Genomic DNA, 25849 nt, shown 5'->3' on the forward strand with positions numbered 1-25849 from the left:
CGGGATTACAAGCCGACAGGTCAAGTCTTGCTTGTCATGCTGCAGCAAATCAAAGTGATGCTGATTCGATATGCCGACCGAACTGAGCGCGTGCTGACGGACAATGCAGATGATCTTGCCTGCCGGGTGGTGGAAATGGCGGGGTACGACATGACCATCTACACCGCGAATCCTGTCGAAATCACAAGCCGCTAAGTCCATACAGACACCGTATGATAATCCGCTGTCGAAATAGGGGGAATGATGTCGAATTTAGGCAACCATTCTCCCTCCAAGCCTAAGACAGTTCCTCTTGAACCGCATCAGCGGTTGTTATTATTCATTTTCATTTACTGACATGCGAAATGTGGGATCCAAAATAAGATATCAGGACTTATCGTTAACACAACTCTGTAATAATTCAAGAGCGCCCTTGCTGGTTTCCTCGATAAAGATCGTTCTCGGCAATAATCGCACATACCCTGATACAAGTTCTTTTTCCTGGTCACCACATCTCCACAGCGAGAGCATGTCCCTATTGCACGGCGAGGGCTTACTCTATTACCGCTAGTTGCTTTCGATTGCCGGTTTACGAGGTGCTGTTTCGCAAATGTCGTAGAGCTTAATCCATATATGGCCGTTCCACACTTCCGCTTTACCTCTCCCGTCGGCTTCAACCCCTGTGGAGTCGGAGAAGAAGTGGCTTGATTTACGAGAAAACAGTCATTCGTTAGCCTCTAATTATTGGTGTCACGGCTCTTACGGTATTTTGCTAGCCCGCACTCATATTTTTCGTCTGCTTCCTGATTTACCGGCCGATCTGTTATTGATTGACCGATTGTTGGATGAACTCGACGAATCGGAGGAAACGATCGGACATTCGCTGTGTCATGGTGAACTAGGCAATCGCAGCATTCTTTTGGATGTGCATCGTCTGATTCATGGCCGTGAACCAGACGATGCGGAAAAATGGACGCTGCTGCGGAAAACGCCAGAATCGATTTGGCGGATTGGTATGCATCCCTCTATCGAATCGCTCGGTTTGTTTACTGGTTTAAGTGGCATCGCTTTCGGTATGCTGCGACTCTGCGATGCCGGTGTACCATCAATACTTGCTTTGGACATCCCGTTGCATGGGGTGGATTGATGTTCGTAAAAAGAACACCGTTCGTGGAACAAATGCAGCAGACGGAATGCGGGCTCTGCTGTATTTCGATGATAGCAGGGAAATACAATGCGAACAGAACATTACGGGAACTGCGGAATATGGCAGGTATCGGGCGCGATGGCGTAACGCTCTTTACGATGAGGAATTTGGCGGTTCGGTTAGGATTCGAAGCAAAAGTGTTTCGAATGGATCTAAATCAGCTTTCCCAGGTTCGGTTACCAGCCATAGCCTACTGGAACGAAAGTCATTACGTAGTTGTAGACAAAATCAACAAAAACAGCGTTAAAATTATTGATCCGGCCATCGGTAGGCGGAAGGTTACCTGGGAAGAATTCCAGGAGAGCTACAGCTCCGTCGTCTTGGAAATGTCTCCAACGGAGGGGATCTCTCCGGGCATACGTTCGCCGTATCCGGCGTCGTCAGCTTGATCTCCATGCTGATGGCGATGAAAGAGCGGACGATTCCGGCTCTGCACAACTATGAGTCGAGCAACGACTACATCAACCTGACAGACAGCCCGTTCGTGATTCATACCAAGAACAGATCGTGGACCACGGCCGATGAGCGCCCGCGCCTCGGTGCAGTCAGCACGACCGGCATCAGCGGCACGAACGCGCATCTTGTGGTCGAAGAATACATCCCGGCGCAGCAAGAGGCGGTCGATCACGAACCGACGGATGCACCGCAGATCATCGTCCTCTCCGCGAAGAATCGCGAGCGTCTGGACGAGGTTGCCGCACAACTGCTCGCGTTCCAAGAGGCCGACGAGAGCTTGAAGCTGCCTGACATCGCGCACACGCTGCAAGTCGGCCGTGACGAGATGGAGGCGCGACTTGCGATGGTGGTACAAAGCCGCGACGAGCTGATGCAAGGTCTGCGAGGCTATTTGAAAAAAGGCGACGCGCCCATCGCGCTCTATCTCGGCGACCTGAACGAGTCTCATTCCGAGATCCTCGATCTTCTAGCCGGGATCACCGGAGAGACCGTTCTTCGAGCCTTGCTGGCAGAGGGCAATCTTGGAAAATTAGCCCTCTACTGGGCGAAAGGCGGCAAGATTCCTTGGGAAGCGCTGCAAGGCGGAGCGTCCGCCCGTCGCATCTCCTTGCCGACCTATCCGTTTGAGCGCCGCCGCTGCTGGCTGACCGCTCCGACAATCGCAAGACGAGAGCTGACAACGCAGAGCCTGCCAGCAGTCGCTGCAGCTTTTGCTTCCGAGGCGGTTCCCGTCTGTGAGGAACAGGACCTCGCCATCGCGGAGGATCTGCGGGAGCGAGTCATCGGCATCATCTCCGAACTGGTGGGCCTCACGCCTGCGGAGCTGAAGGTGAACAAGCCGCTCGACCACTACGGGTTTGACTCGATTCTGTTCATGCAGCTGCTACAGCAGATACAAACGCAGATCGACCCGTCCTTCTCCTTCGTCAAACTGAGCGAATGCCGATCGATGGAAGACCTGATTCGAGAGCTGGTCCCCAATGGGGCGACCAAGGCGAAACCGAAAGCGACCCAGACTCCCGCACCGCCGCAAGCACCGCTCGCAGCACCGCCGGCCCACAAGCCCGTGCAGACCAGCTTGCCGCAGTTCCCGGAACTCGTCCTGCTGAACCAAGCCACGGAAGGTCGTTCGATCTTCTGGATGCACGGGACGGCAGGCGGCGTCGGCATCTACTCGATGATCGCCAAAGTGAGCAACCGACCCTTCTACGGCATCCAAGCGCGTGGTTGGATGAGCAACCGCACCCCGATCCGAGGCATCTACGCGATGGCCGCGTATTACGTGCACATCATTCAGACCGTGCAGCCGGAAGGGCCGTATGACCTCGGCGGCTATTCGCTCGGCGGCCTCCTCGCCTTCGAAGTGGCCCGTCAGTTGCAGGAACTGGGGCAAAAAGTGAACTCCATCGTGTTCCTCGACACCTTGTATTCGGACAAAATCTACACCAAGACCATGTTGCCGGAAGCGATGTTCAATAGAAAAACCGCGATCCTGCAATCGCTCAACATGACCCTGCTCACCGAGATTCAGCACGAGCCGGAGAAGATTCCGACCACATTGATTCACCGTGATGATCTGGACCCGACGCTCTCGGATGAGGAATATTCCAAGCAGTTGCTGACCCTGGCCCGCGAGCGCGGCTACAAGCGCACGGAAGACTACCTGAACACCATGATTCAGAGTAGTTCTGACGTGCAGGAAGCGTTCGACCGCAGCGGATTTACCATCTTGCCGTTGCCCAATCCGCAAGAGGTCAGCGCCTATTTCTTCCGCAACAAAAGCGGCTCGTTCCTCGGGGCGCTGGAACCGTACTTCAAAGTCAAGACGAGCCCCGTATTCGACCAAGGGGATTATTGGGCCGAATTTGAACGTCAGATCGACGATTTCCACCTGTTCGACATCGACTCGTCCAACCACATGATGCTGCTCTCGGAACCAAAAGCAGCTGCGTCGATCCTTGCCTTCTGCCAAGAGCTCTACTCCGCATTCGGCCTGGACCCGACGTTCCTTGAAACGTTTGCCCACGAGCATCGCAGTCTCGTCGGCACCACTTCATAACGCCAAAAAGGGATTCTCACGCGGGTCGTGAGAATCCCTTTTTTTGTCTTCAAAATTAGTCTTTTTTGATCGCGAAGGTCAGTTCCGCTTCAGCGGCCAGCTCGCCGTCGACATAAGCAACGCCCCGTCCTTTGCCGATGACGCCTTTGAGTTTCGTGATCGAGACTTCAATGCGCAGTTGGTCGCCCGGAACGACTTGGCGGCGGAAGCGAGCACCGTCAATCCCGGCCAGGAAGGCGATCTTGCCTTTAAAGTCCGGCACGCTCAACATCGCGACGCCTCCAACCTGTGCCATCGCCTCGACGATCAGCACCCCCGGCATCACCGGAAATCCTGGGAAATGCCCTTGGAAAAACGGTTCGTTGATGCTGACATTCTTGATCCCGACCGCCTTTTGACCTTCCTCAACCGATTCAATTCGATCGACAAGCAGGAGCGGATAGCGATGCGGCAACGTTTCGAGAATTTGGTTCGCGTTCATGAACGGGTGCCCTCCTTTTATACGATATCTGGTAATGGATATGAGTATTATAGCATTCACAAAAAGAGAAAAGAAGGAAGTGGAAGTGATCAGGATTATTGGGGTGAGAACACCTTCGGAAATTTGCTGCTCCAGTGGCCTGAAATGGCGGCCTGTATTTGACATTCGGGAAAGTAAGCTCTACTGCAATGCCCAACCGATACTTTCTAATCTAATCGAAACTTTCCCTATACCCTTGGTAAGGCAGCATGTTACCATGTTATTGCTGTCTGAAAATCTACCAGTGTCGGGGGTACTAAATATATGAGCATCAACTTGCAAGATTGGATTCAAGAAGCCGATTTGGTGAGCATGCAGAAGGCAATGACTACGGGTGAATGCACTTCCGAAGCCCTCATTCTTGCATATATCGAACGCATTCATAGGTATAATCCTTTGATCAATGCCGTATTAGAGATCAATCCAGATGCGCTTGAAATCGCAAGGAATCTTGACCTTGAGCGAAATACAACAGGTAGTAGGGGGCCGCTGCACGGAATTCCAATCCTGCTCAAGGATAACATTGATACGCACGACCGGATGCATACGAGCGCTGGTTCAATCGCATTGGCGGAGTCGTTTGCTCCTGAAGATGCGTTCATAGTCACAAAGCTTCGCGCTGCCGGCGCAGTTCTTTTGGGTAAGGCCAATATGACCGAGTGGTCGAATTTTATGTCCAATCGTATGCCAGCTGGGTACAGTTCCAGAGGCGGATATGTGTTGAATCCATATGGACCTGGCAAGCTTTTTGTCAGCGGGTCAAGTTCAGGATCGGCTGCAGCCGTAGCGGCCAACCTGACAGCAGCAGCGATCGGAACAGAAACCGCAGGTTCGATTATTGGGCCGGCCAGCCAACATTTTCTCGTCGGAATAAAGCCTACTGTAGGACTTGCGAGCCGCAGCGGCATTATTCCGATCTCCATAAGTCAGGATACGCCAGGGCCAATTTCCAAGACAGTCACTGATGCAGCGATTTTACTTGGGGCACTCTTCGGGATTGACGAAAACGATAAAGCAACTTGGGCTAGCCCGCATCGTATATTTCACGACTACACAACTTATCTCGACCGAGATTTTCTGCATAAAGCTCGTATCGGGATTCCCAGACAATACTATCGGTCGTTGGATGAAGAAAGACTTTCCATCATGGAATCCGCCATTGATGTTCTGCGTGAGCAAGGTGCTACAGTTGTCGATCCTGTGGACCTCCATATGGAACAGCATCCATGGAACAATGATGTTATCTGCTACGAATTCAAAACAGGTCTGAATCGCTATTTATCGAAGTTGAATTCGGATATGCCCGTGCATTCTCTTCAAGATCTGATAGCTTATAATCAGAAACACGCTGCTTCCGCATTGAAGTTTGGCCAAGACAATCTGATTCGCTCGGAACAAAATGCGCTAAACGAGACAACCTATCAACTTAAACGTCAAGAATATAGTCATCCGGCCGTAACGCAAGGGATTGACTATGTACTCGATCAACACGGCCTAGATGCATTCATGTTACCCGGTGACATTGATGGCATGTACATTGCTGCCCGGTTAGGGTATCCCCTTATTACGGTGCCTGCCGGTTATTCAGCCAAAGGAACAATTGATGCGGATGGCGATTCGACGCAGGGTCCATTTGGCGTTGTCTTTTCCGGGAAGGCTTTTAGTGAACCCACGCTAATTAGCATCGCCTATAGTTTTGAGCAGGCAACACTTTTCCGGCGTCCGCCAGATATGGGCTAAGCTCCCTCAGAATAGCGGAACAGAACAAATATTAAACTCATGGTATAATGTGGGGGGAGAATATGATTGAGATAACTTGGTGTAAAACAAGATAAAGGAGATAGTATCGATGGGGCAACGAGCCAATCTAGTTATCACGAAACAAGGTGGATACGATCTTTATTATAATCACTGGTGTGCTAATACTCTTCCACGAGATTTATTTTGGGGACCGCAACATGCGATTTCATTTATAGAGGCTCAAGCAAAGGTAGACGAGACAGATTGGTTGAACGATATTTGGGCTGAAGGCGGAGTTGTCCTTGATGCGGAGAAAAAGCTGCTTTTATTTTTTGGCGGCGAAGAAGAGCTATATAATATTCCGTACAGAAGAATCTTCCTAAGTTTAATGCAAAAAGTTTGGGAGGAATGGGATCTCCGGTGGGCAAACGAAGGTATCATCGATATTGCAGAATATGTTGGAGTCCCAAGAGAAGTGGTTTTAGCAAGCGAAGATGATGATTTAGTTGATATCAGTTTAGCGCCACCAGAGGCTAAAGATTGGATTGATACTATTATAAGTATTACGTTTGACGAGGAAACACTGATTTTCCCTCTATATGGTAACATTGAAGGATTTTTGCTGCATGGACCGAAGGTCTTACAGAGTTGTGATCGATCCTTTGGTTTCACAGAATTTCGTGTTGGAGACTGGACAACAGATTTTCCATCTTCCGGGCTTCATCTTGACTTCAAGAACAAGCAAATCGACATGTGGCATGCAGACTTTTTTCCAAACGTGATTCAGAGAATGAAAGAGCTGTGGCCCAATTGGGAAGTTCGTGAACATTATGATCATTATGAAGTACATATTGAAAAGACGGCAGGCCGCCTTCATTTTCAAGAGATAGATCGAAATAAGATGCTGGTTGAAATAACTTCATCACTGTTACGCACGCCGGTAAATCCATTGGATACGTTGTCCTCGTTGGTTAAAAGGTTACAACGAGACGGCAAGGAAGTAAGTGTGAATGAGTTTGCATATATGCATGGGAATATAAATTTACCAGAGAAAATTCGCGAAAGCATTATTCAGTATGCAATTTCAGCCCTTGAGAAAGATGTATATTGAACGTGCTGCGATCTTTAAATGTTAAAGGAGCAAAAACGGAATATTGATTAGCAAAACTATACAAGTAAAAAAGAAAAAGCACTCTTTTATCCGAAAGAGTGCCCATGTTGCTGTGAAAGCTTCCCTTTATTAAAGCTGAGCTGATTTTGCCCAATCGGCCGCGAATTTGTCCATGCCTTGATCTGTTAAAGGATGTTTTGAAATTTGTTCGATGACGGCAAAGGGAATCGTTGCAATATGAGCGCCTGCCATCGCTACGCGAGTCACGTGATCCGGGTGGCGGACGGATGCAGCGATGATTTGGGCATCCAAATTATGAATACGGAACAATTCAGCGACTTTCGAAACGAGCTGTACGCCATCTTCCGAAATATCATCCAGTCGGCCGAGGAACGGAGAGACATAGGTAGCGCCCGCGCGAGCGGCCAATAGGGCTTGGTTAACCGTGAAGATCAGCGTTACATTTGTTTTCACGCCTTTTTTACTCAGGTAACGACAAGCTTCCAAACCTGCCAGCGTCATGGGAAGCTTAATGGTGATGTTTTTATCACCGTTATTGATTTTGATCAGTTCATTCGCTTGCGCGATCATGTCTTCGGCTGTAACCGCATCTGGCGTTACTTCGGCAGAAACGGATTCAACCTCAGGTACTTCCCGCAAAATCTCGGCGATTCGATCTTCGAATTTAACCCCTTCCTTGGCGACCAAAGACGGATTTGTCGTAACGCCGGATAAGACGCCGATTTTATACGCTTTTTTGATGTCTTCCAGATTTGCGGTGTCGATAAAAAATTTCATGGCTAACTACCTCCGTATGTTCATTTTACTTCAGTAATTCTTTCGTCAAACGAACCACATGATTCGTGGAGAAACCAAAGTATTCCATGACCTCCGTACCGGGACCTGAAGCGCCGAACGTATCGATCGACAACACTTTTCCGCCTTGTCCCGTGTAACGCTCCCAGCCTAACGATATGCCGGCTTCCATGGCAATCCGCTTCGAAACAGAATCCGGAAGAACACTCTGCTTGTAGCTTTCGGGCTGACGATCAAACAGTTCTCTGCTCGGCATAGCGACCACGCGTACGGAAATGTTTTCCTGCTCCAGCTCTGCTTTGGCACTCATGGCCAGAGTGACCTCGGACCCGGTTCCGATCAGGATGACATCCGGCTTATTGTTTGTTTCCGCCAGAACATACGCTCCTTTGGCCACCTCTTGAACATTGGCTTTGGTCGCTTCATATACAGGCAAGTTCTGTCTGCTGAGTATCAGCGCTACGGGCCCTTCATTTTGCTGCAAGGCATACGCCCATGCACTTGCTGTTTCGTTGGCATCGGTTGGACGAATGACCGTAAGTCCCGGGATGGTGCGCAGCGCGGCCAGGTGCTCAACAGGCTCATGCGTAGGTCCATCTTCTCCGACGGCAATCGAATCATGGGTAAACACATAAATCACGGGCAGCTTTTGCAGAGCGGCTAAACGAATGGACGGGCGCAAATAATCGCTGAATACGAAGAACGTGCTTACGAATGGTTTTACGCCTCCATGCAGGGCCATTCCATTGCCAGCCGCGCCCATGGCATGCTCGCGGACACCAAAGTAAATATTCCGTCCCGCGTAGGATTCGAAAGCGAATTTTTGCTCCCCTTTAATATCCGTCATCGTAGAATGCGATAAATCCGCGCTTCCTCCAAAAATCGAAGAAACGGTTTTTACATAATGATTAATGGCTTCACCGCTTGCTACGCGCGTAGAAATCGTTTTGGAAGCATCAAACGTAAGGATGTCTGCGGCATCTAACGAAACGGAACCGTTAATGACTTGCTCAAGCTCTTTGCCTTGCAAAGGATACTGCGCTTGATAGGAAGCGACTAATTGGTTCCATTCTTCTTCTTTGGCCTCGCCTTTATGTTTAAGCTGCTCGAAAAGAGCTCGCACTTCTTCCGGAACGGTAAACTCTTCCTCATACTTCCAACCATAAGCTTCCTTGGTGGCCTTGGCCTCTTCTTTACCGAGCGGATTGCCGTGTACTTTGTTCGTTCCTGCTAACTTGCTGCCGTATCCGATAACCGTCCGAATTTCAATCAGAGTCGGCTGCGAATCGTTGCACTTGGCTGCTTCGATCGCTTCGGCAATTCGCGAAATATCGTTACCGTCCTCAACCCGTATATAGTGCCAGTCGGCTGATTCCGCTCTTTTCTGTATATTTTCACTGAAAGAAAGGTTAAGCTCTCCGTCCAACGAGATGTCGTTGGAATCATACAATACGATTAATTTGCCAAGCTTCATATGTCCTGCCATGGACATCGCCTCGTAAGAGATGCCCTCCATCAAGCAGCCGTCTCCGACAAGCGCATACGTGTAATGGTCGACAACTGGGAAATTGTCTTGATTGAATTTCGCGGCCAGATGAGCTTCAGCCATCGCCATCCCGACGGCCATCGCGATTCCTTGTCCCAGAGGTCCTGTTGTTGCGTCTACGCCATCCGTATGTCCAAATTCAGGATGTCCCGGTGTTTTGCTGTTCAGCTTGCGAAACTGTTTTAAATCCTCAAGCGAGACCTGGTATCCGGACAAATGCAGGAGGCTGTACAGCAGGGCCGAACCGTGACCTGCGGACAGAACGAAGCGGTCGCGGTTAAACCATTTTGCATGACCGGGATTATGATTTAACAGTTTGGACCAAAGGGTGTATGCCATCGGCGCGGCACCCATCGGCAGCCCGGGATGACCGGAATTCGCGGAGTTGATGGCGTCGATCGACAGTGTTCGGATCGTATCGATAGCTAATTGATCAATAGTTTGAGTTGCAGACATATTGTTCTTCTCCTTCTTTCATTTCGTTTTTTTGTTCATATGAATTTTCCAATCCGGAAAAGGGGTATGGTTTCTCTTTCGTAGTTCCACTATAATACGATTATGACCTATACAAGTAATAAATATATTTCACAGGAGCTATAGACTGTGTCTATGAACAATAATTACGAATTATATAAAGTGTTTTATTGGGCTGCGAAGACAGGCAGCTTGACTCAGGCTGCGAGGGCTCTATACCTCACCCAGCCGAGCGTCAGCTACGCTATCAAACAACTGGAAGACAGCTTTGGCATCACTTTGTTTTACCGGAACTCTAAAGGAGTGTCGCTGACGCAAGAGGGCGCCGTCCTGTATTCCTATATCGAACAGTCTCAAATCTTAATATCTCTGGCTGAAGAAAAAATGGTGGCGCTTAAAAATTTGGACAGCGGCGAGCTGCGGATCGGCGGAAGCGATTCGCTATTCAAGCATTATTTGCTTCCATACTTGGAGGACTTTCATCAGCAGCATCCCGGCATCAAGCTTTACCTGAATCATGGAACGACCCCGGAAATTATTGCTTACTTGAAAGAAGGTACAATTGATTTGGGCGTCGTTCGTATGCCTATCGCCGATCCTTTGCTTGAGGTGAGGGAGAGTATCCAACTGCAAGATTGCTTTGTGGCGGGGGGACGTTATGCCAAGCTTAAGGACGCGGTGCTTTCGCTTGATATGCTGCTCCAGTACCCCGTTATCCTATTCTCGCGTAATAGCCGGGCACGAATGGCCATTACGGAGTTATTTCAAAGCTACGGCTATCTACTCAAACCTGAAATCGAGGTCGGAAGCGTGGATCTTCTCATCGAGTTTGCGCGGAAAGGTCTTGGGATCTCCTACGTGACCAGAGAATTTGTTGCGAAGGAGCTGGAAGAGGGCTCCCTCTTCGAGGTTCAATTAGACGTGGAGCTGCCGCCAGCTCACGTGGGGATTATGATTATGCGGAACATGCCGCTTTCTACTGCTGCAAGCAAGTTTATGAAGCTGGTTGAATAGTCCTTTCCTTTATGATGAACTCGCCTGAAAATAGTGTTCATAGTTGCCAAACGTGGATAAATCCAGTATATTAATGAATATCTCAAGGAAAGGTGGTATCCAGTTCTAACATGTACTATCTGATCGCTTCCTAATCCCTAACAAAAGGATACGGAATGCAGGCGCTACGAAGACGGTAGCCGCATTAGGTATGGTGTACCCATCCCTAATTGCTCAGATAACTCATGTTGGAGACGAAGACTGGAAAACCACGACGAGCGTAAACTTTACTTTAATTGTAAAGTCCAAGTTTACTTAGGCATATTTGTGTACTATGCTGTGGCTTTTATAGTCTAACCGGCTGCGAGTGCGTCTGCATTCGCAGCCTTTTTTCGTCGTCTAAGACAAATTTGCTCAGAAGAAGGGATGATCACCTATGCCAGGACCAAATCCAATCAGAGAAGTACCCTATACCGGGGAATAAAAATGTACAGTTCATCAACAATACGATCACAAAATCCAACATCATCGTTGGGGATTATTCATACTATGATGCATTGCATGGAGAATCGTTTGAGGACCAAGTGCTTTACCATTATGAAGTGCTGGGTACGAAACTGGTGATTGGAAAGTTTTGTTCGATCGCTCCTGAAACCAGATTTATTATGGGGGGCGGTAATCATCGAATGGATGGCTCAACTTACCCATTCAACATTTTCGGTAACGGCTGGGAAGCTTATACCCCTACATTGGAACAACTGCCGCTTAAAGGGGATACGGTTGTTGGCAACGACGTCTGGATAGGCAGACGTGCAACCATTATGCCGGGCGTACGTATTGGGGATGGAGCCATCATAGGCGCCGAGTCGGTAGTCGTAAAGGATGTGAAGCCATACACGATCGTTGGCGGAAACCCTGCAAAAGAAATACGAAATCGTTATTCACCGGAGATCATTGAGGAGTTGTTGGAAATCCGTTGGTGGGATAATGATATTGAAATCATCAATCAACATATCGAGGCGATCGTAAGCGGGGATATGGAATCGTTAAGGAAAATGAAAACTCGCCGATGACCCATGGTCGCCTCAAAAGAAAATGGAGGAGTTACGATGAGAGAGTACCGACTAATTAGTGACTACAAGCAGAACGAAGTATATAAAGAGAGCTTTAATGAACTTGCAAAGCAGACCTTTGGGCTTGATTTTAAAGAATGGTATGATAAGGGTTGTTGGAATGATGATTATATTTGTTATTCATTCGTAGACGGGGATACGATTATTGCAAATGCTTCGATCAATAAGATGCTTCTTACGTCAAATGGCAAAGAATATAAGGCCATCCAAGTGGGGACGGTCATGACCCATCCCGAATATCGGCATCAAGGGTTGTCGGCTAAGCTGATGAACCATATCCTAGAAAAATATGAAACGGAATATGATTTTATCTATTTGTTTGCGAATGAAACGGTGCTGGATTTTTATCCGAAATTTGGCTTTGAGAAGGTCCATGAAAGCAGCTACACTCTGGCAGTCTCGGATTTGAAAAAGCAAGTGGTGCAGCCGGCTCTGCGCAAGTTGGATGTCGACAATCCGGCGGACTTCGAGCTGATGAAGGAGTTTGCAGTTGAAAGAATACCTGTATCGTCAGCATTTGGCGTAAAGAATAATGAGCATTTGTTGATGGTTTACTTTATTGTTGTTTTTCGTGATGCCATCTACTATGACCATGATGAGGATGCGATACTTCTATTTGAACAAAAAGAGAATACGTTGCATGTTTATGATATCGTAAGTAAAAGGAAAGTCGATTTAGAGAAAGTTGTCAGTCACATCATTTCTGAAAAGACGGAGTTTGTTCATTTTTACTTTGTGCCTGACAGTGACAATGAGAACATCCAATCCACCTTGATCACAGAGACGGATGATACGTTGTTTGTTCGACCGTTTGCCCTGGATGAAGGGAAACATTTTAGATTTCCGCTTACCTCTCATGCGTAGCAACTATTTATTGAACTTAAAATTTGATTATCGACATTCTGCTTGAACGACACCTGTCGTTCAGAGATTATCTTCGCCTGAATCCGGGAATATGTAAGGAATATAGCGGGAGGTATAAACGACAATGATGAATAAGACGGAGAAAGAAAAAATGGAGCTCGGGTTGCTTTACGATGCGAACGGCAACGAGTCGCTCATTAAAGAACGAGAATACGCGAAGGAGATATGTTTTCAGTATAACCAGCTTCCCCCCTCAAGAGCGGAAGAAAGAAAAGATATCATAAAAAAGTTATTTGGCAAAACGGGGAATAGCTTTTTGATCGAATCATCTTTTTATTGTGATTATGGGTATAACATTGAAATAGGAGAGAATTTTTACTCTAATCATAATCTGGTGATATTAGACGGTGCAAAGGTTACCTTTGGAGATAATGTGTTCATTGCTCCTAACTGCGGGTTCTATACAGCAGGTCATCCACTGGACGTGGAACAGCGTAATATGGGGCTGGAATATGCCTATCCGATCAAAGTCGGAAACAATGTATGGATCGGGGGGAATGTTTCTGTTATGCCGGGAGTAACAATAGGCGACAATACCGTTATTGGCGGCGGGAGTGTTGTCACAAAAAATATTCCCTCAGGTGTAATCGCTGTTGGAAATCCTTGTCGTGTGCTGAGGGAAATCACGGATGAAGATAAGAATAAATATAAAAAAAGCATGAATGAATAGCTGGGAAAAGTGCAGGAGGGACGTTTAATGAACTACGATGCGAACAATTTATTTTGGGTAAATGAACCCGTGAGTTATTCGATTCAGGAAGATGAGATTGTGATTACAACTGACCCTGGCACGGACTTCTGGCAGCGTACATACTACGGGTTTAGAAACGATAATGCTCCGGCCTTGTTATTCAAGATCAATGAACCCTACTTTTCTTTCGTAGTCAGAACAGAGTTCGATAGCAAACATCGTTTTGATCAATGTGGTGTCATTATTTACCAGAATAGTGATAATTGGTTCAAGGCTTCAATTGAGTATGAAAATGAAGAGTATCAACGATTAGGAAGCGTTGTGACGAACCATGGATTTTCAGATTGGGCGACGACAGATATTGATTCGAATATTAAAAGTATGTTTTACAGAGTTAGCCGCCGCGAGAGTGATTTCTGCATCGAGAATTCATACGATGGCATCGAATATAAACAAATGCGCATTTTTCATTTGTTTGAAGGTAAAGGCGAAATTCAACTGGGAATCTATGCATGTAGTCCGGAAAATTCCTCATTTACTTCTGTTTTTAGCGAGATGAAGATAACAGAATGCCAATGGAAAACACATGAATGATCCACATATGAATTGGAGGCAATAGCGTGAACAAGATTCATTTTACAACAGAACCCCCTACAGATTTTGCGCAATTACTTTCCCTTTATGAATCATTAGGATGGAATTCACTTAACTTATCCGTTGATGATTTAGAAAAAATGTGTAATCAAAGCTGGTACGCAATTTATGCTTTTGATGATCAAAAATTGGTGGGGATGGGACGTATTATTTCAGATGGAGTGATTACTGGGTTGATATGTGGACTGTGCGTACTGCCGAGTTATCAGTCCAAAGGGATCGGCAAAGAAATGCTGAATCGAATGATTGACCATTGTGAGCGCAATCGCGTCATTCCCCAGCTTATGTGTACAGAAAGCTTGGAATCCTATTATGCGTCTTTTGGATTCAAGAAATTTACGGTTGGAATGACAAGAAAGCTCATTCGATAAATTGCAGTCTTAAGAAAAAGTACAGCTTGACATAGTCGTGTTTTCTATGCCACGATCCCCTTAATCTCCGTCTTTTCAAAGGAGTTTTCGGTTTCTGAAGGAATACAAGGCTTGGCTGCGGCTACCTTCTCTCCCATCGTGCTTCCCTATGTGATGGAGTTGTTCCCGCAAAATAAAAAAGTATTCGCCCTTAGCTGTATGAGCGCAGGTTTTCTTATGGCAGGAATTGTCGGACAATTTTTAAGCAGCCCTCTTTTCGGATTCTCGAATGAACAGATATTATATGTGCGATCCGTAGGGGGGAGCTGCAAGAGGTGCAGCGATTTCCATCTATACGGTAATTGTGAATTTAGGCGCTACCATCGGACCCATCCTGGTTATTCAGTTGCTCGGGACCGGCAATTATGTCCTTACGTTTTCAAGCTTGGCGGGCTGCTTGCTGTTGGGATTGCTGGCTACAGTTTTTGTAAAACGTTTCATCCCAGCGAGAAGCTGAACTGCTTATCCAACTCAAGCCGACAGTCTAGCGAAAGTGGAAAAGTATGACCTTCTTGGGTTATAATTAGCCAGGGGGTGGATTTTAATGAATCATACGTATAGTGAAAAGACACATGCGTCGATTAAACAATTATTGAACAAGCTTTCACCAGAAGGTCCCGGTTGTGCGTATATTGCCAGTTTCGATAGCGGAGTAACTTATAAAGGCGCAGTTGGCTTAGCTTCGATAGAGGAAGGCCTGCCGATCACCACAACAACAATTTTTAATATTGCTTCAGTCTCCAAACAATTCACGGCATTTTCCATTCTACTCTTAGAGCAAGAAGGAAAATTGAGTCTGGATGATTCTATTTTAAAGTTTGTGCCTTCCTTAGGGGCCTATGCTGAGCCTGTAACGTTGAGACATCTCATTCATCACACTAGTGGATTAGTTGATTATATGGAATTGGCTGAAGCGGCGAATATTAAAGATACGGATAAATTAACTGCGGAACAATCGCTGAAACACCTTATAAACCATCAAGCAGCAAGTTTTCCGGTCGGAACGAAATTTGAGTATAGCAATACAGGCTATTTTTTATTATCGCAAGTCATAGAGAAAGCAAGCGGCAAGTCTCACCGTGAGTTTGCGAAGGAGCGTATTTTTGAACCTTTACATATGAACGACACAACAATTGTCGATTGCTATCCAACGACGATGTTCATTGCTAGCGGATATTTGAAGAACGAGCAAGGAGCCTATGAAATCTATGAAAGCCCTTGGGAACATACAGGGGATGGGGCGGTTCATACAACGGTTGAAGACTTGGTAAAATGGGGAGAAAATTTAACTACAGGTACCGTTGGCGGAAAAGAGCTTGTTCAAAGAATGAGTGAAACAGGTCCCCGAATTTCTCCAACTGGAGAGACGATTATAGACAATGAGGATTATGCTTTTGGACTGATACATGCAGAAGATTTTGGTTGTCGATGCTTGAAACATTCAGGGGGCTGGGCAGGGTACAGCTCATACTTCATACGGTTCCCGGAAGATCGTTTGTCTGTTGCAGTATTCAGTAACTGCGACGAACTTGATCCTGACGAGTATGCTCATAAAATAGCGAAAATTGTTTTAGAAAAAACGGAAGAATAGACAAGAGACTTCACTTCCTTGGTTGTTTTCGGGCTTGACCGCTTGAAAACTTCTCCAAGTCGGGGTGAAGTCCTTTTTTTATGCTGCATTTTTAAAAAATGATTGACAACGATTACAAATTCATGAATGATGGACATATAAAATAAACCTGAAACAAACTAGCAATGTGAAATTTCAGGTATTATTCCATGAATATAAATCAGAATAAAACCAGATGAGCAATCGGAGGCCATGCGATGATCCAACTATCAAACTTGGAAGAGCTGCTTGCGTATAGACCCTCTCCTAAGGATGACGGACAGCTTGTTTATGTAAGCGGATACCATCAAGAGGGGGACGGGGGCGGCAAGCTTGTCCGCTGGATCGCTTGCAGCACCAAAGACGACAACGGCGGGACGGTTCATGATCCTGGCCTCGGCGGCAGCGGCCGCTGGGAAACTGTACATAACGGAGTGGGAGATTTTCGGTGGTTCGGACTATTCGGCCCGGCCCAACATGCGGACGATGCGATGGACGCGATGGTGAACGATTCTTCGATTCACCGGATCGAGGCGCATACGGATCTTAACTTTGTCCGCCGTCATACCTACGACCGCAGCCATATCGAGCTTAATTTTTACGGACATTCCGTCACTACGGAAGGCATCGAGTTAAATACGAAAAGCAATCCGTTCGGAGCGGTTATTTTTTTCCAAGGAAAGGCCGCTGGCGCAACGCAAACCGTTACGCTGTCCGCGGAGCTCCCGGAGCAGACCGATGTGCTGGAGGTGCTGGAATCGTCGGCCTTCGAGGTAGGGGATTGGTGGATCGCCAGGGTGAACAATCACCCGGAAGGCCGTGCGCAGCGCGAGCTGGATTATTTGCTTCAGATCACCGAAATCATGGACCGCACCCATGTTCGAGTGAACTACAAGCTCGGCTGGTCGCTGGCTCCGGGGAGGGAAATCACTTACACGAAGATGAATCCTGTCTTCCGCAGCCATGTGCGCAATATGAACTTTATCGGCGTACCGGTGCCGGAGAATGGGTCTACGACCGAGCAGCCATTCGATCACTGGGATCAGCTCGGCTCCCATCCGATTGCCTACGAATTCGCTGTAGAATGCGACGTCGTCGATGTCAAGGCGACGAAGGTGTTTTGGCCCGTCGTTGAGCGGCGGTACTGTACCCATTACGTAACGGAGCGCTGCAAGTTAATCAACCCCGAGGAAGTGATATGGGGCGGCACCGGTTACCTGACGCAGCAGCTAAACGTTTTGTACGGACATGTCCGCGATTGCCATACGAGCAACGCGCGCCACTTGAACGATTTCACATGCGCCGCTTACTGCATGGTGGAGAACTGCCATGGCGATGGCGACGAGCACGGTTCGTTCGTTACCCATGGCCAATATGAGCATGATCTCACGTATGTCGGCAACTCGGGGCTGCTTTCTTTTGCCAACAGCGGTACGACGTGGGGAGATAGCGCCAAACGGATTACGGTTAAAAAGCATGTCGGCCCGCGAGTGGTTGCGCATAAGCGAATTACCGATTTGACGCTGGAGGATGTTCATGCGGTCTGGAAAGAAGGGCTGGTCGATTCCGGCACGATTTGGGCTAACGCGGACGGCTTGCACATGAGGGGCTGCACCGCCGACACGATGCTTACGCTCTCGCAGAGCTCATCCCGCTCGAAGCGGGGCAATCTCGCGGACGGCTGCTACTTTGGGATGACCAGGGATGCCGAAATCGCCCGGCGTCCCGGCGTCCCCCATGCAGGCTTTCGTCCGGTCATAACGGATTTTGTCATGCAAAATTGCAAAGTTCACAACGTGGACAATAACGTGATCGGAAGCATAAACCGTCTTGTGTTGACGAACACATGGTTTATAGGCGCTTCTCCGGAAGCGAGCCCGGTTCGTGTCGGGTGTGCCGAGGTCATCGTTCAGGGCGGCGGCTTCGTGAATAGCGGCATGGAGCTGACGGGCGTATTTGACCCGTCCGTAACGGGCACGCTGGACCAGTCCATTACGGTAGACAGCGGCGCATCGTTCCGTGGAACGAATGCGGGAAAGGCGTTTTTGAAGAGCAGCAATACGGCAGGAATCATGACATGGATCTTCGGCGATTGCAACAGCTCGGCGCGGGATGCCGAGACGGCCCACTTTAGCATCCAAGGCGGCTGCAACAAATTAAGAGCGGTCGGCTCCCGGTTTTCGGGCGGTCGGTATGAAGTTGCGGCCGGATCGTTTGGCAGCGGCTCGTATTTGCTCATAACGGCTTGCATCGAGGAAGGCGTGAACCGCTCCTCTCTTCCGGCGGAAAGCGATGTCGTGAAACACGAGGCGGGAATCATGATCCTGGCCTAATCATTACGGGAGCCTGTCTTTCGGAAGACAGGCTTTCTTGTGAAGTTTAAAGAGTAAGCGATTACAAAAATGATTGACAATATTAGAATTTGCTATTTATAATGAAAAAAACAAACTAGAAACAAATTAGTGGAATAATTTTGCATTCATAAATGAATAGATTTAATCAGAATTAAACCACTAGGAAGGGGCCGGTGTTGTGAGAGCGGTAAAAGGTATAAACGGGACAGCGCAAGTATTGGAGCTTCCAAACCCGGAAGCGCTTCCTCAATTCGTCAAAGTGAGAACCGATTATTCCGTCGTGAGCGTAGGGACCGAACTGTTGATGATACGAAGTAACGAGGATGCGAATTTGGGTTACAGCGCTAGCGGCGTTGTCGTGGAAGTGGGGGAGGGAGTGACCCACGTCGTTCCCGGGCAACGGGTTGCGTGTTACGGGGTGCCGGCCCACCGGGAGTTGCTGCTCGTGCCGAAGCATCTGGTAGTGCCGGTGCCGGAAGGCGTCACGCAGCAGGAGGCGGCGTTTGTCGGCATCGGCGCGATTGCGGTTCATGCCCTGCGCCAAGCCGAGCTGAGATTCGGGGAAACGATCATTGTTGTGGGGTTAGGCATTTTAGGGCAGGCGATCGCCCAAATCGCGCATGCCGCGTGCTACAGGGTGATTGGTCTTGAGCTGATGGAGGAGCGCCGCCGCATGCTCGAAGCGATCGGAGCGATCGCCTGCCGCTCTCAAGAAGAGCTGCAAAGGGCCGTTAAATCCGACACGTCCTGCCATGGCGCGGATGCCGTCATGCTTTGTGCGAGCAGCCGGAAGAACAGTATGGTGGATGATGCGATTAGCTGGCTTCGCGACCGTGGCCGCGTCGTAATTGTCGGGGATACGGGAACGGAATTCGATCGGGATCTGCTTTTTATGAAAGAAGCGAGCATACATATCTCACGCGCAGGCGGCCCAGGCCGCTATGAGGAAACTTACGAGCAGCAAGGAGTCGACTATCCGATCGGCTACGTGCGATGGACGGAAGGTCGAAATATGGGCGAGTTTTTACGCTTGATAGCGGAGAAGCGGATTGACATGCAATCGCTCATCACCCACGAATGCGCGCTTGACGAATTGCCCGCGATGTACGGGAGCTGCTTGGAAAAGCCGCAGGAAGCGATGGGAATTGTCGTTCGTTATGCCGGACCCGGCTCCGCTCAAGCAACGGGTTCCTTGGATAAAGGGTAAAGGAGGCGATGGCATATGCGAGCGGACGCTACTGCGGTTTCCAGCGAGCCTATCTTAAAAAAACGGAGTAATTCTAGTTTCTGGAAAACTTTTCTCCGCTACAAATGGCTGTATTTGCTTATGGTTCCGGGAATCGTCTATTACCTCGTTTTTCATTATGTCCCGATGTTCGGGCTTGTGGTTGCGTTTAAGAAGTACAACCTGATGAAAGGGATGTGGGGAAGCGAGTGGGTCGGCTTCGATAATTTCCGGACGATCTTTACGTCGCCGGAATTTCCTTCCCTGCTGCGAAATACGATCCTGATCAGCGTGTACCGCATTTTGTTCAACATGGTTCCAGACGTGCTGCTGGCTCTTATGCTGAACGAGATTCGCGTTAACTGGTTTAAGCGCATCGTACAGACGATCACGTACGGCCCTCACTTCTTGTCATGGATTATCGTGTACGGCCTGGTGTTTTCGTTTTTTGCGCCCGGCGCGGGGTTGGTGACGACGTTTTTCCGCGATTTGGGCTGGGGCGAGCTGGATGTGCTTGCGAACTCGGAATATTTCCGTTCGCTGCTGGTGTCGACGGATATTTGGAAAAGCACCGGTTTCGGCGCCATCATCTATTTGGCCGCGCTGTCCTCAATCAATCACGAGCTGTACGAAGCGTCCGTCGTCGACGGCGCGGGCCGATGGCGGCAGTTATGGCACATTACGCTGCCGGGCATTCGCGAAGTGTTCATTTTGCTGCTGATCCTGCGGATCGGTCATATTATGGATGCCGGCTTCGAGCAGGTCTATATTTTTCTGAACGCCCGCGTGTATGATGTCGGCGACATTCTCGACACATGGATCTTCCGTCGCGGGATCGAACAAATGGAATTTAGCGTGCCGGCGGCTATGGGCGTGTTCAAATCGGTGATCGGTCTGGCGCTCGTGATCGGGGCCAACAAACTGGCCAAAAAAGTCGGCGGTTCCGGTATCTGGTAAAGGAGGCCTCATCATGCCATTCGCGCTCAAGAAAACCAAGTCAGACCGCATCATAGACGCTGTGATTTTCACGGTGCTTACCGTTTTTTGTTTGGCAACGCTGTTTCCCATCATCTTTGTATTCGTTATGTCAATCACGCCCTATACGGAAGTGCTCAAGAACGGCGGCTTTGTCATTTTTCCGAAAACCGTCACGTTCGAAGCGTTCAAAACGATTTTTTCCAGCAACACCGTTCCGAAAGCGCTTCAAGTGACGGTTTTCATCACGGTCGTCGGCACGGCGTGCAATTTGGCGGTGACGACCATGCTGGCGTATCCGTTGTCCAAGAAATTTTTGCCGGGGCGGAACGCCGTCCTGTTGGGCGTCGTGTTCACCATGCTGTTCTCCGGCGGACTGATCCCCACCTATTTGACGGTCAAAGCGACCGGGCTGATGGATACGCTTTGGGCTCTTATCATACCGGGTCTCGTATCGTCGTTTAATGTACTAATCATGAAAACCTTTTTCGAAGGGCTGCCGTACGAAATCGAGGAGGCGGCGAAGGTGGACGGCTGCAGTGACATCGGTACGCTGATCCGGATCGTGCTGCCGCTCTCGCTGCCGATTATGGCGACGCTCGGATTGTTTTATGGCGTGAATCACTGGAATGCGTACTTCGGAGGGGTCATGTATCTGAATGACCGCAGTCTTTATCCGCTGCAGGTTGTGCTTCGCAACATGATCGTGTCGCCGGCCGTCAGCCAGGAGCTTGCCGTTCCTCAATCGGCGCTGAACGCGATGCCGCCGGAAACGATCAAGATGGCAACCGTCGTGGTGGCGATTGTGCCGGTTCTGATCGTGTACCCGTTCCTGCAAAAATATTTCGTCAAAGGCATGCTGCTGGGCGCTGTGAAAGGATAAGATCCGGAAAAAATAGGGAGGGTTTACTTTGAAAACGTTATCTAAAATGACTGCCGTACTATTGACTTCTTCGCTTGTGCTTGCCGCATGTTCGGGCGCGAAAGAAGAGACTGCTTCGTCGGGAGGCACGGGTAAGTTGGACCTGAAATGGATGGTCATCGCGGACGCGAGCACCCAGCTTCCTTCGCCTGACAAAGACTTCGTGAAAAAGGCAATCGAAGAAAAGTTCAACGTTAATCTGAAAATGGTCTATATGCCGCTCGGTCAAGATTATACGAACAAGCTGAATACCATGATCGCATCCGGCGACATTCCGGACGTTTTCTACACGGAAGGCATATCGTCCAACAACTACATCCGCGACGGTGTCGCACGCGATTTGACCGGTGTCGTTGCACCGGATAAAATGCCGAACTATTTCAAGTATTGGATGACCGAGGCCAATCTGAAATCATACCAGATACAGGGCGCATTCAAGCGCGCTCCCGTCCCGTACGAAACGAACTACTACCGGACATTCTATATTCGGAAAGATTGGCTCGACAAGCTGGGCATGAGCATGCCGACGAACTACGACGAGCTGGTCGACGTTATGAAAGCGTTCACATTCAAAGATCCGGACGGCAACGGCAAGAACGATACTTATGGTTTTACAGCGGCGGGCAGCGGTACCAGCATTCCGATGGACTTCCCGGAATACCTGAAAAACGGGCTGGTCGGCGACACGTACGTAGAAGGCGATCAGTTCGTTGATGTCCGCAGCGACATCCGCATGCAAAACGTGCTTGGCGATATCAAGAAGCTGCTGGATCTGAAAGTCGTCGATCCGGACTGGTTCTTGAACAAAAACGGTCAGCAATTCGACAAAGCGGCACAGGGCAAAGCCGGTATCGTGGTCGGCCAAGGCCGGGATATCGCCTTCGACAACAATCCCGCCGGCCTCCAGATGAAATCGAAGCAAGCAGGTCAAACGACCGCCAACTGGCAGCCGTTCCATCCTTGGGAAAAAACCGGCACATGGGTCGAAACGATTCCGAACAATCCGTTCCTGATCAGCTCCAAAGCTTCCGATGAGAAAGTGCAGCGCTCGGTCGAAATTCTCAACTGGCTCGCGGGCGAAGAAGGCTTTCTCCTGACGCGCTACGGCAAAGAAGGGGTTCATTACAAGCGCAGCGGCAACAAGATCGAAATCATTCAGGACGCTTATCAAAAGGACATTACCGACAACAACAACTTTATTGAAGTATACGGCTGGTTCACGCCTCGTAAGCCGGAAGTGTTCGGACTTGACGTTGTCGACCCGAAAGTGACCGAGCGCGATAAAAAAATCGTTGAGAAAATCAACTCGTACAAATTGCTTCCGTCCGTCGGCACCGCTCTCACGGTCAAGGAAGGCATGGACCTGAGCGCCATGCGCAAGCGTATGAACGAGCAGCATGTTCAAATCGTGTTTAAAGAAAAGGATGCTTCCAACTGGCCGCAATACCGCCAAGAAATCATGACGAAATTCGGCGGTAAAGCGCTTTTCGACAACTATGCCGAGCTTACTTCCGCAGCAAAGGGCAAGACGATCAAGTTCAAAGCAGAAAACTGATACCCAGCGAAAAGGAGCTGTTGAACGATGTTCTTCTCAGACAACAAGACGGGAAAGCCGAATGCAGCGAACGTAACCAGCGAGGAGAATGGAACGATCGGTATGAACGGTAAGGCGAACGAAGCGATCAGCAGACGAAAAGTGCTGAAAACCTTAGGAATCGGCGGGGCCATATTGGCCGGTACCGCCTTCGGCGGTTCTCGGTTTGCCTCGGCAGAAAGTCTGCAATCCAGCGACAAGGGGGAGCGTCAAGTCATGTGGGTCGCCAGCGTGGAGGAGCTGAAGTCCCTCCCGCCCGGCCAACTCAAGGACGGCCTGCATGTGTTCGTTGGCGGCTATTACATGAGCGGCGACGGGGGAGGCAAGCTTGTTCGCTATATGGCCGGCAGCGCCAAGGCCGATAACGGCGGTACGGTACACAAGCCGTTAAAAGGCCAAGGCTGCTTTGAAGTCGTGCATGACGGGGTAGGGGAGTTTCGCTGGTTCGGCATTTTCGATGCGAAGACGAATGCGGACGGGGCGCTGGATGCGCTGGTCAACGATTTGTCGATCCGCCGTATCGAAGCGTACTCCGATCTGAACTTCGTCAAGCGCCATGTATTTCACCGCAGCGATATCGAGATTGATTTTCAGGGACATACCATAACGACCGAGGGCATCGAGCTGAACACGGTAGACAATCCGTTCGGCGCGGTTATGTTTTTCCAAGGGATCAAAACCGACATGGTCCACACGGTGACGCTGACCGAAGAGCTGCCGGAGTACTCGGATATTTTCGAGGTCGCCAATTCGTCCATCTTCGTGGTGAATAGCTGGTGGCATGCCCAGATCAAGAACAATCCGGGCGGAAGCGCGCAGCGCGAGCTCGATTACCTGATCCAGGTAACGGAAATTCTTGACGCTACCCATGTCCGGTTCAATTATAAGCTCGGCTGGCCGCTGGCGAAGGGACGCCAGTTGACCTACCGAAAGATCAACCCGGCTTTCCGCTGCCACGTGCGGAATATGAGCTTTACGGGCATCCCGGTGCCGACTAACGGCACAAGCTCCCGGCCGTTCCCGACCTGGGACCAGATCGGATCGAATCCGGTCGCGTACGAATTCGCGGTCGAATGCGACGCATCGGGCATCAAGGCGACCAAAGTGTTCTGGCCGGTCGTCATGCGGAGATACAACACTCATTATGTGACGGAACGCTGCCAGCTGATGAACCCGGAAGAACGCGACTGGGGTGGCACCGGCTACTTGACGCAGCAGATCAACGTGCTGTACGGTCACGTCAGGGATTGCAATTCGAGCAATGCCCGTCACTTGAACGACTTTACGTGCGCAGCCTACTGCATGGTCGAGAACTGCCACGGAGACGGCGACGAGTACGGCCCGTTCGTCACGCACGGTCAATTCGAGCACGATCTGACGTATATCAACAACTCCGGCTTGTTATCGTTCGCGAACAGCGGCTCGACTTGGGGCGACAGCGCCAAGCGGGTGACCGTCAAGAAGCATATCGCTTCGCGGATTGTCGCGCACAAGCGGATCACCGATCTGACGCTAGAAGATTGCCATGCGGTCGTAACGTATACGAAGCCCGGTGTGAAAATGGCGAATTCAGGCTCGTTCTGGGTCAACATGGATGGCCTGCAGATGAGAGGCTGCACGGCGCAAGAGATGATAACGATTTCGAAGGGCACCTCCCGGGGCAAAAGGAAAAATATGATCGACAGCTGTTCCTTCGGTATGCTGAAAGGATATGAAATCGCCCGTCCGATCCGCACGGGAACGACCCAAGTCGGCTACACGCCGTGCAATGGGGAATTGACGATTCTCAACAGCGAGTTTTACAACGTCGAGGACGTCAACCTCGGGAGTATCGATAAGCTGACGCTCATCAATACGTGGTTCAAGGGTTTGCCTCAGGCCGGAGGCACGGTCAAGATCGGCACGCGTGAAATCGTCATGCAGGGGGGCGGACTTATAGATTGCTGCTTGTTGTTCACCGGCGCGTGGGACAAGATTGGCGATGTCAACAATGCGAAGAATAAACCCGACCAATCGATCACGATCGACGGCGGCGCCGTATTCGGCGGAACGAACGGCGAGAAGGCGTTCCTGAAGAGCGTCGATCCGGCGAACGTCATTACGTGGAGCTTCGGAAACTGTAGGAGCGCCGCTGCGGACGCGAACACGGCACATTTTCACATCCAAGGCGGAACGAACAAACTGAAGGCCGTCGGCTCTCATTTCACGGGCGGCAAGTATGAAGCGGCGGGCGGCGCTTTCGGTAGCGGAGGGTACTTCTTCATGACCTCGTGCTTGGAAGAGAAGGTCAACCGGACAGCGCTACCGGCGGAAAACGATACGGTGAAACACAGCGCCGGCAACTTTTTGATGGCTTGATCTTGACGGGATTCACGGTATAGCGGTAATCGTTATGCCGTGAATCCTTCGTACGTTGACATGGAATAGTGGAACATTGCTATAATAACAACTAGTAGA

Annotated in this window: 20 protein-coding genes and 2 pseudogenes; 19 read left to right on the forward strand and 3 right to left on the reverse strand. The window is 49.5% G+C overall.

Going from position 1 to position 25849, the window contains the following annotated elements:
- The 4 genes and pseudogenes from NLX71_RS07545 to NLX71_RS07560 all read left to right on the forward strand — a co-directional run.
- Window positions 1-195: pseudogene (locus tag NLX71_RS07545) on the forward strand (IS1634 family transposase); the annotation flags it as partial.
- 466 nt (window positions 196-661) lie between these two features.
- Window positions 662-1126 carry a lanthionine synthetase LanC family protein gene (locus tag NLX71_RS07550; RefSeq protein ID WP_254362920.1) on the forward strand — a complete coding sequence of 155 codons (465 nt, stop codon included), beginning with the start codon at window positions 662-664 and terminating at the stop codon, window positions 1124-1126.
- A complete protein-coding gene (locus tag NLX71_RS07555; RefSeq protein ID WP_254362921.1) occupies window positions 1126-1575 on the forward strand; it encodes a cysteine peptidase family C39 domain-containing protein in 450 nt (149 codons plus the stop codon). Before NLX71_RS07550 ends, NLX71_RS07555 begins: the two co-directional genes overlap by 1 nt.
- Window positions 1576-1580: 5 nt before the next feature.
- Window positions 1581-3701, forward strand: coding sequence for a thioesterase domain-containing protein (locus NLX71_RS07560; protein WP_375377903.1), 2121 nt, complete (start codon window positions 1581-1583; stop codon window positions 3699-3701).
- 55 nt (window positions 3702-3756) lie between these two features.
- On the opposite strand, the gene fabZ is transcribed toward NLX71_RS07560, so the two are convergent.
- Window positions 3757-4182, reverse strand: a complete 426-nt coding sequence (gene fabZ / locus NLX71_RS07565) for a 3-hydroxyacyl-ACP dehydratase FabZ (RefSeq protein WP_254362925.1) — start codon at window positions 4180-4182, stop codon at window positions 3757-3759.
- A gap of 303 nt (window positions 4183-4485) precedes the next feature.
- Here fabZ and NLX71_RS07570 point away from each other — a divergent pair, with 303 nt between their 5' ends.
- Both NLX71_RS07570 and NLX71_RS07575 read left to right on the forward strand, forming a co-directional pair.
- The gene (locus tag NLX71_RS07570; protein ID WP_254362926.1) at window positions 4486-5961 is read left to right on the forward strand and encodes an amidase family protein; all 1476 of its coding nucleotides are present in this window, start codon (window positions 4486-4488) and stop codon (window positions 5959-5961) included.
- A gap of 109 nt (window positions 5962-6070) precedes the next feature.
- A complete protein-coding gene (locus tag NLX71_RS07575; protein ID WP_254362927.1) occupies window positions 6071-7072 on the forward strand; it encodes a hypothetical protein in 1002 nt (333 codons plus the stop codon).
- 129 nt (window positions 7073-7201) lie between these two features.
- Here the strand turns inward: NLX71_RS07575 and fsa are convergent, their stop codons facing one another.
- Complete coding sequence (gene fsa / locus NLX71_RS07580) at window positions 7202-7870, reverse strand: fructose-6-phosphate aldolase (RefSeq protein WP_254362928.1); 669 nt, start codon at window positions 7868-7870, stop codon at window positions 7202-7204.
- Window positions 7871-7895: 25 nt separating this feature from the next.
- Window positions 7896-9890, reverse strand: a complete 1995-nt coding sequence (gene tkt, locus NLX71_RS07585) for a transketolase (RefSeq protein ID WP_254362929.1) — start codon at window positions 9888-9890, stop codon at window positions 7896-7898.
- Window positions 9891-10043: 153 nt separating this feature from the next.
- Here tkt and NLX71_RS07590 point away from each other — a divergent pair, with 153 nt between their 5' ends.
- From NLX71_RS07590 to NLX71_RS07650, 13 genes and pseudogenes are all read left to right on the forward strand, one after another.
- On the forward strand, window positions 10044-10922 hold the full coding sequence (locus tag NLX71_RS07590; RefSeq protein WP_254363147.1) for a LysR family transcriptional regulator: 879 nt from the start codon (window positions 10044-10046) through the stop codon (window positions 10920-10922).
- Between the two features lie 415 nt (window positions 10923-11337).
- A pseudogene (gene vat(I), locus NLX71_RS07595) lies at window positions 11338-11974 on the forward strand (streptogramin A O-acetyltransferase Vat(I)).
- 36 nt (window positions 11975-12010) lie between these two features.
- Window positions 12011-12898 (forward strand): GNAT family N-acetyltransferase, encoded by an 888-nt coding sequence (locus NLX71_RS07600; protein WP_254362930.1) that lies wholly within the window; start codon window positions 12011-12013, stop codon window positions 12896-12898.
- A gap of 124 nt (window positions 12899-13022) precedes the next feature.
- Window positions 13023-13628, forward strand: a complete 606-nt coding sequence (locus NLX71_RS07605) for a sugar O-acetyltransferase (RefSeq protein ID WP_254362932.1) — start codon at window positions 13023-13025, stop codon at window positions 13626-13628.
- Between the two features lie 27 nt (window positions 13629-13655).
- Window positions 13656-14243 (forward strand): DUF1349 domain-containing protein, encoded by a 588-nt coding sequence (locus NLX71_RS07610; protein WP_254362934.1) that lies wholly within the window; start codon window positions 13656-13658, stop codon window positions 14241-14243.
- Between the two features lie 26 nt (window positions 14244-14269).
- The gene (locus NLX71_RS07615) at window positions 14270-14674 is read left to right on the forward strand and encodes a GNAT family N-acetyltransferase (protein WP_254362936.1); all 405 of its coding nucleotides are present in this window, start codon (window positions 14270-14272) and stop codon (window positions 14672-14674) included.
- A gap of 583 nt (window positions 14675-15257) precedes the next feature.
- Window positions 15258-16304, forward strand: coding sequence for a serine hydrolase domain-containing protein (locus tag NLX71_RS07620; RefSeq protein WP_254362937.1), 1047 nt, complete (start codon window positions 15258-15260; stop codon window positions 16302-16304).
- A 236-nt stretch (window positions 16305-16540) separates the two neighbouring features.
- The gene (locus tag NLX71_RS07625; protein ID WP_254362939.1) at window positions 16541-18655 is read left to right on the forward strand and encodes a hypothetical protein; all 2115 of its coding nucleotides are present in this window, start codon (window positions 16541-16543) and stop codon (window positions 18653-18655) included.
- 199 nt (window positions 18656-18854) lie between these two features.
- A complete protein-coding gene (locus NLX71_RS07630) occupies window positions 18855-19883 on the forward strand; it encodes a zinc-dependent alcohol dehydrogenase (RefSeq protein WP_254362941.1) in 1029 nt (342 codons plus the stop codon).
- A 15-nt stretch (window positions 19884-19898) separates the two neighbouring features.
- Entirely contained in the window at window positions 19899-20858 is a 960-nt protein-coding gene (locus NLX71_RS07635; RefSeq protein ID WP_254362943.1) for an ABC transporter permease, read from the forward strand.
- A 13-nt stretch (window positions 20859-20871) separates the two neighbouring features.
- On the forward strand, window positions 20872-21759 hold the full coding sequence (locus NLX71_RS07640; protein WP_254362945.1) for a carbohydrate ABC transporter permease: 888 nt from the start codon (window positions 20872-20874) through the stop codon (window positions 21757-21759).
- 28 nt (window positions 21760-21787) lie between these two features.
- On the forward strand, window positions 21788-23353 hold the full coding sequence (locus NLX71_RS07645) for an extracellular solute-binding protein (RefSeq protein ID WP_254362947.1): 1566 nt from the start codon (window positions 21788-21790) through the stop codon (window positions 23351-23353).
- Window positions 23354-23380: 27 nt separating this feature from the next.
- Entirely contained in the window at window positions 23381-25750 is a 2370-nt protein-coding gene (locus tag NLX71_RS07650) for a hypothetical protein (protein ID WP_254362948.1), read from the forward strand.
- Window positions 25751-25849 lie beyond the last annotated feature (99 nt).

Source organism: Paenibacillus sp. MZ04-78.2 (assembly GCF_024213375.1).
In the GTDB taxonomy this organism is placed as follows: domain Bacteria; phylum Bacillota; class Bacilli; order Paenibacillales; family NBRC-103111; genus Paenibacillus_G.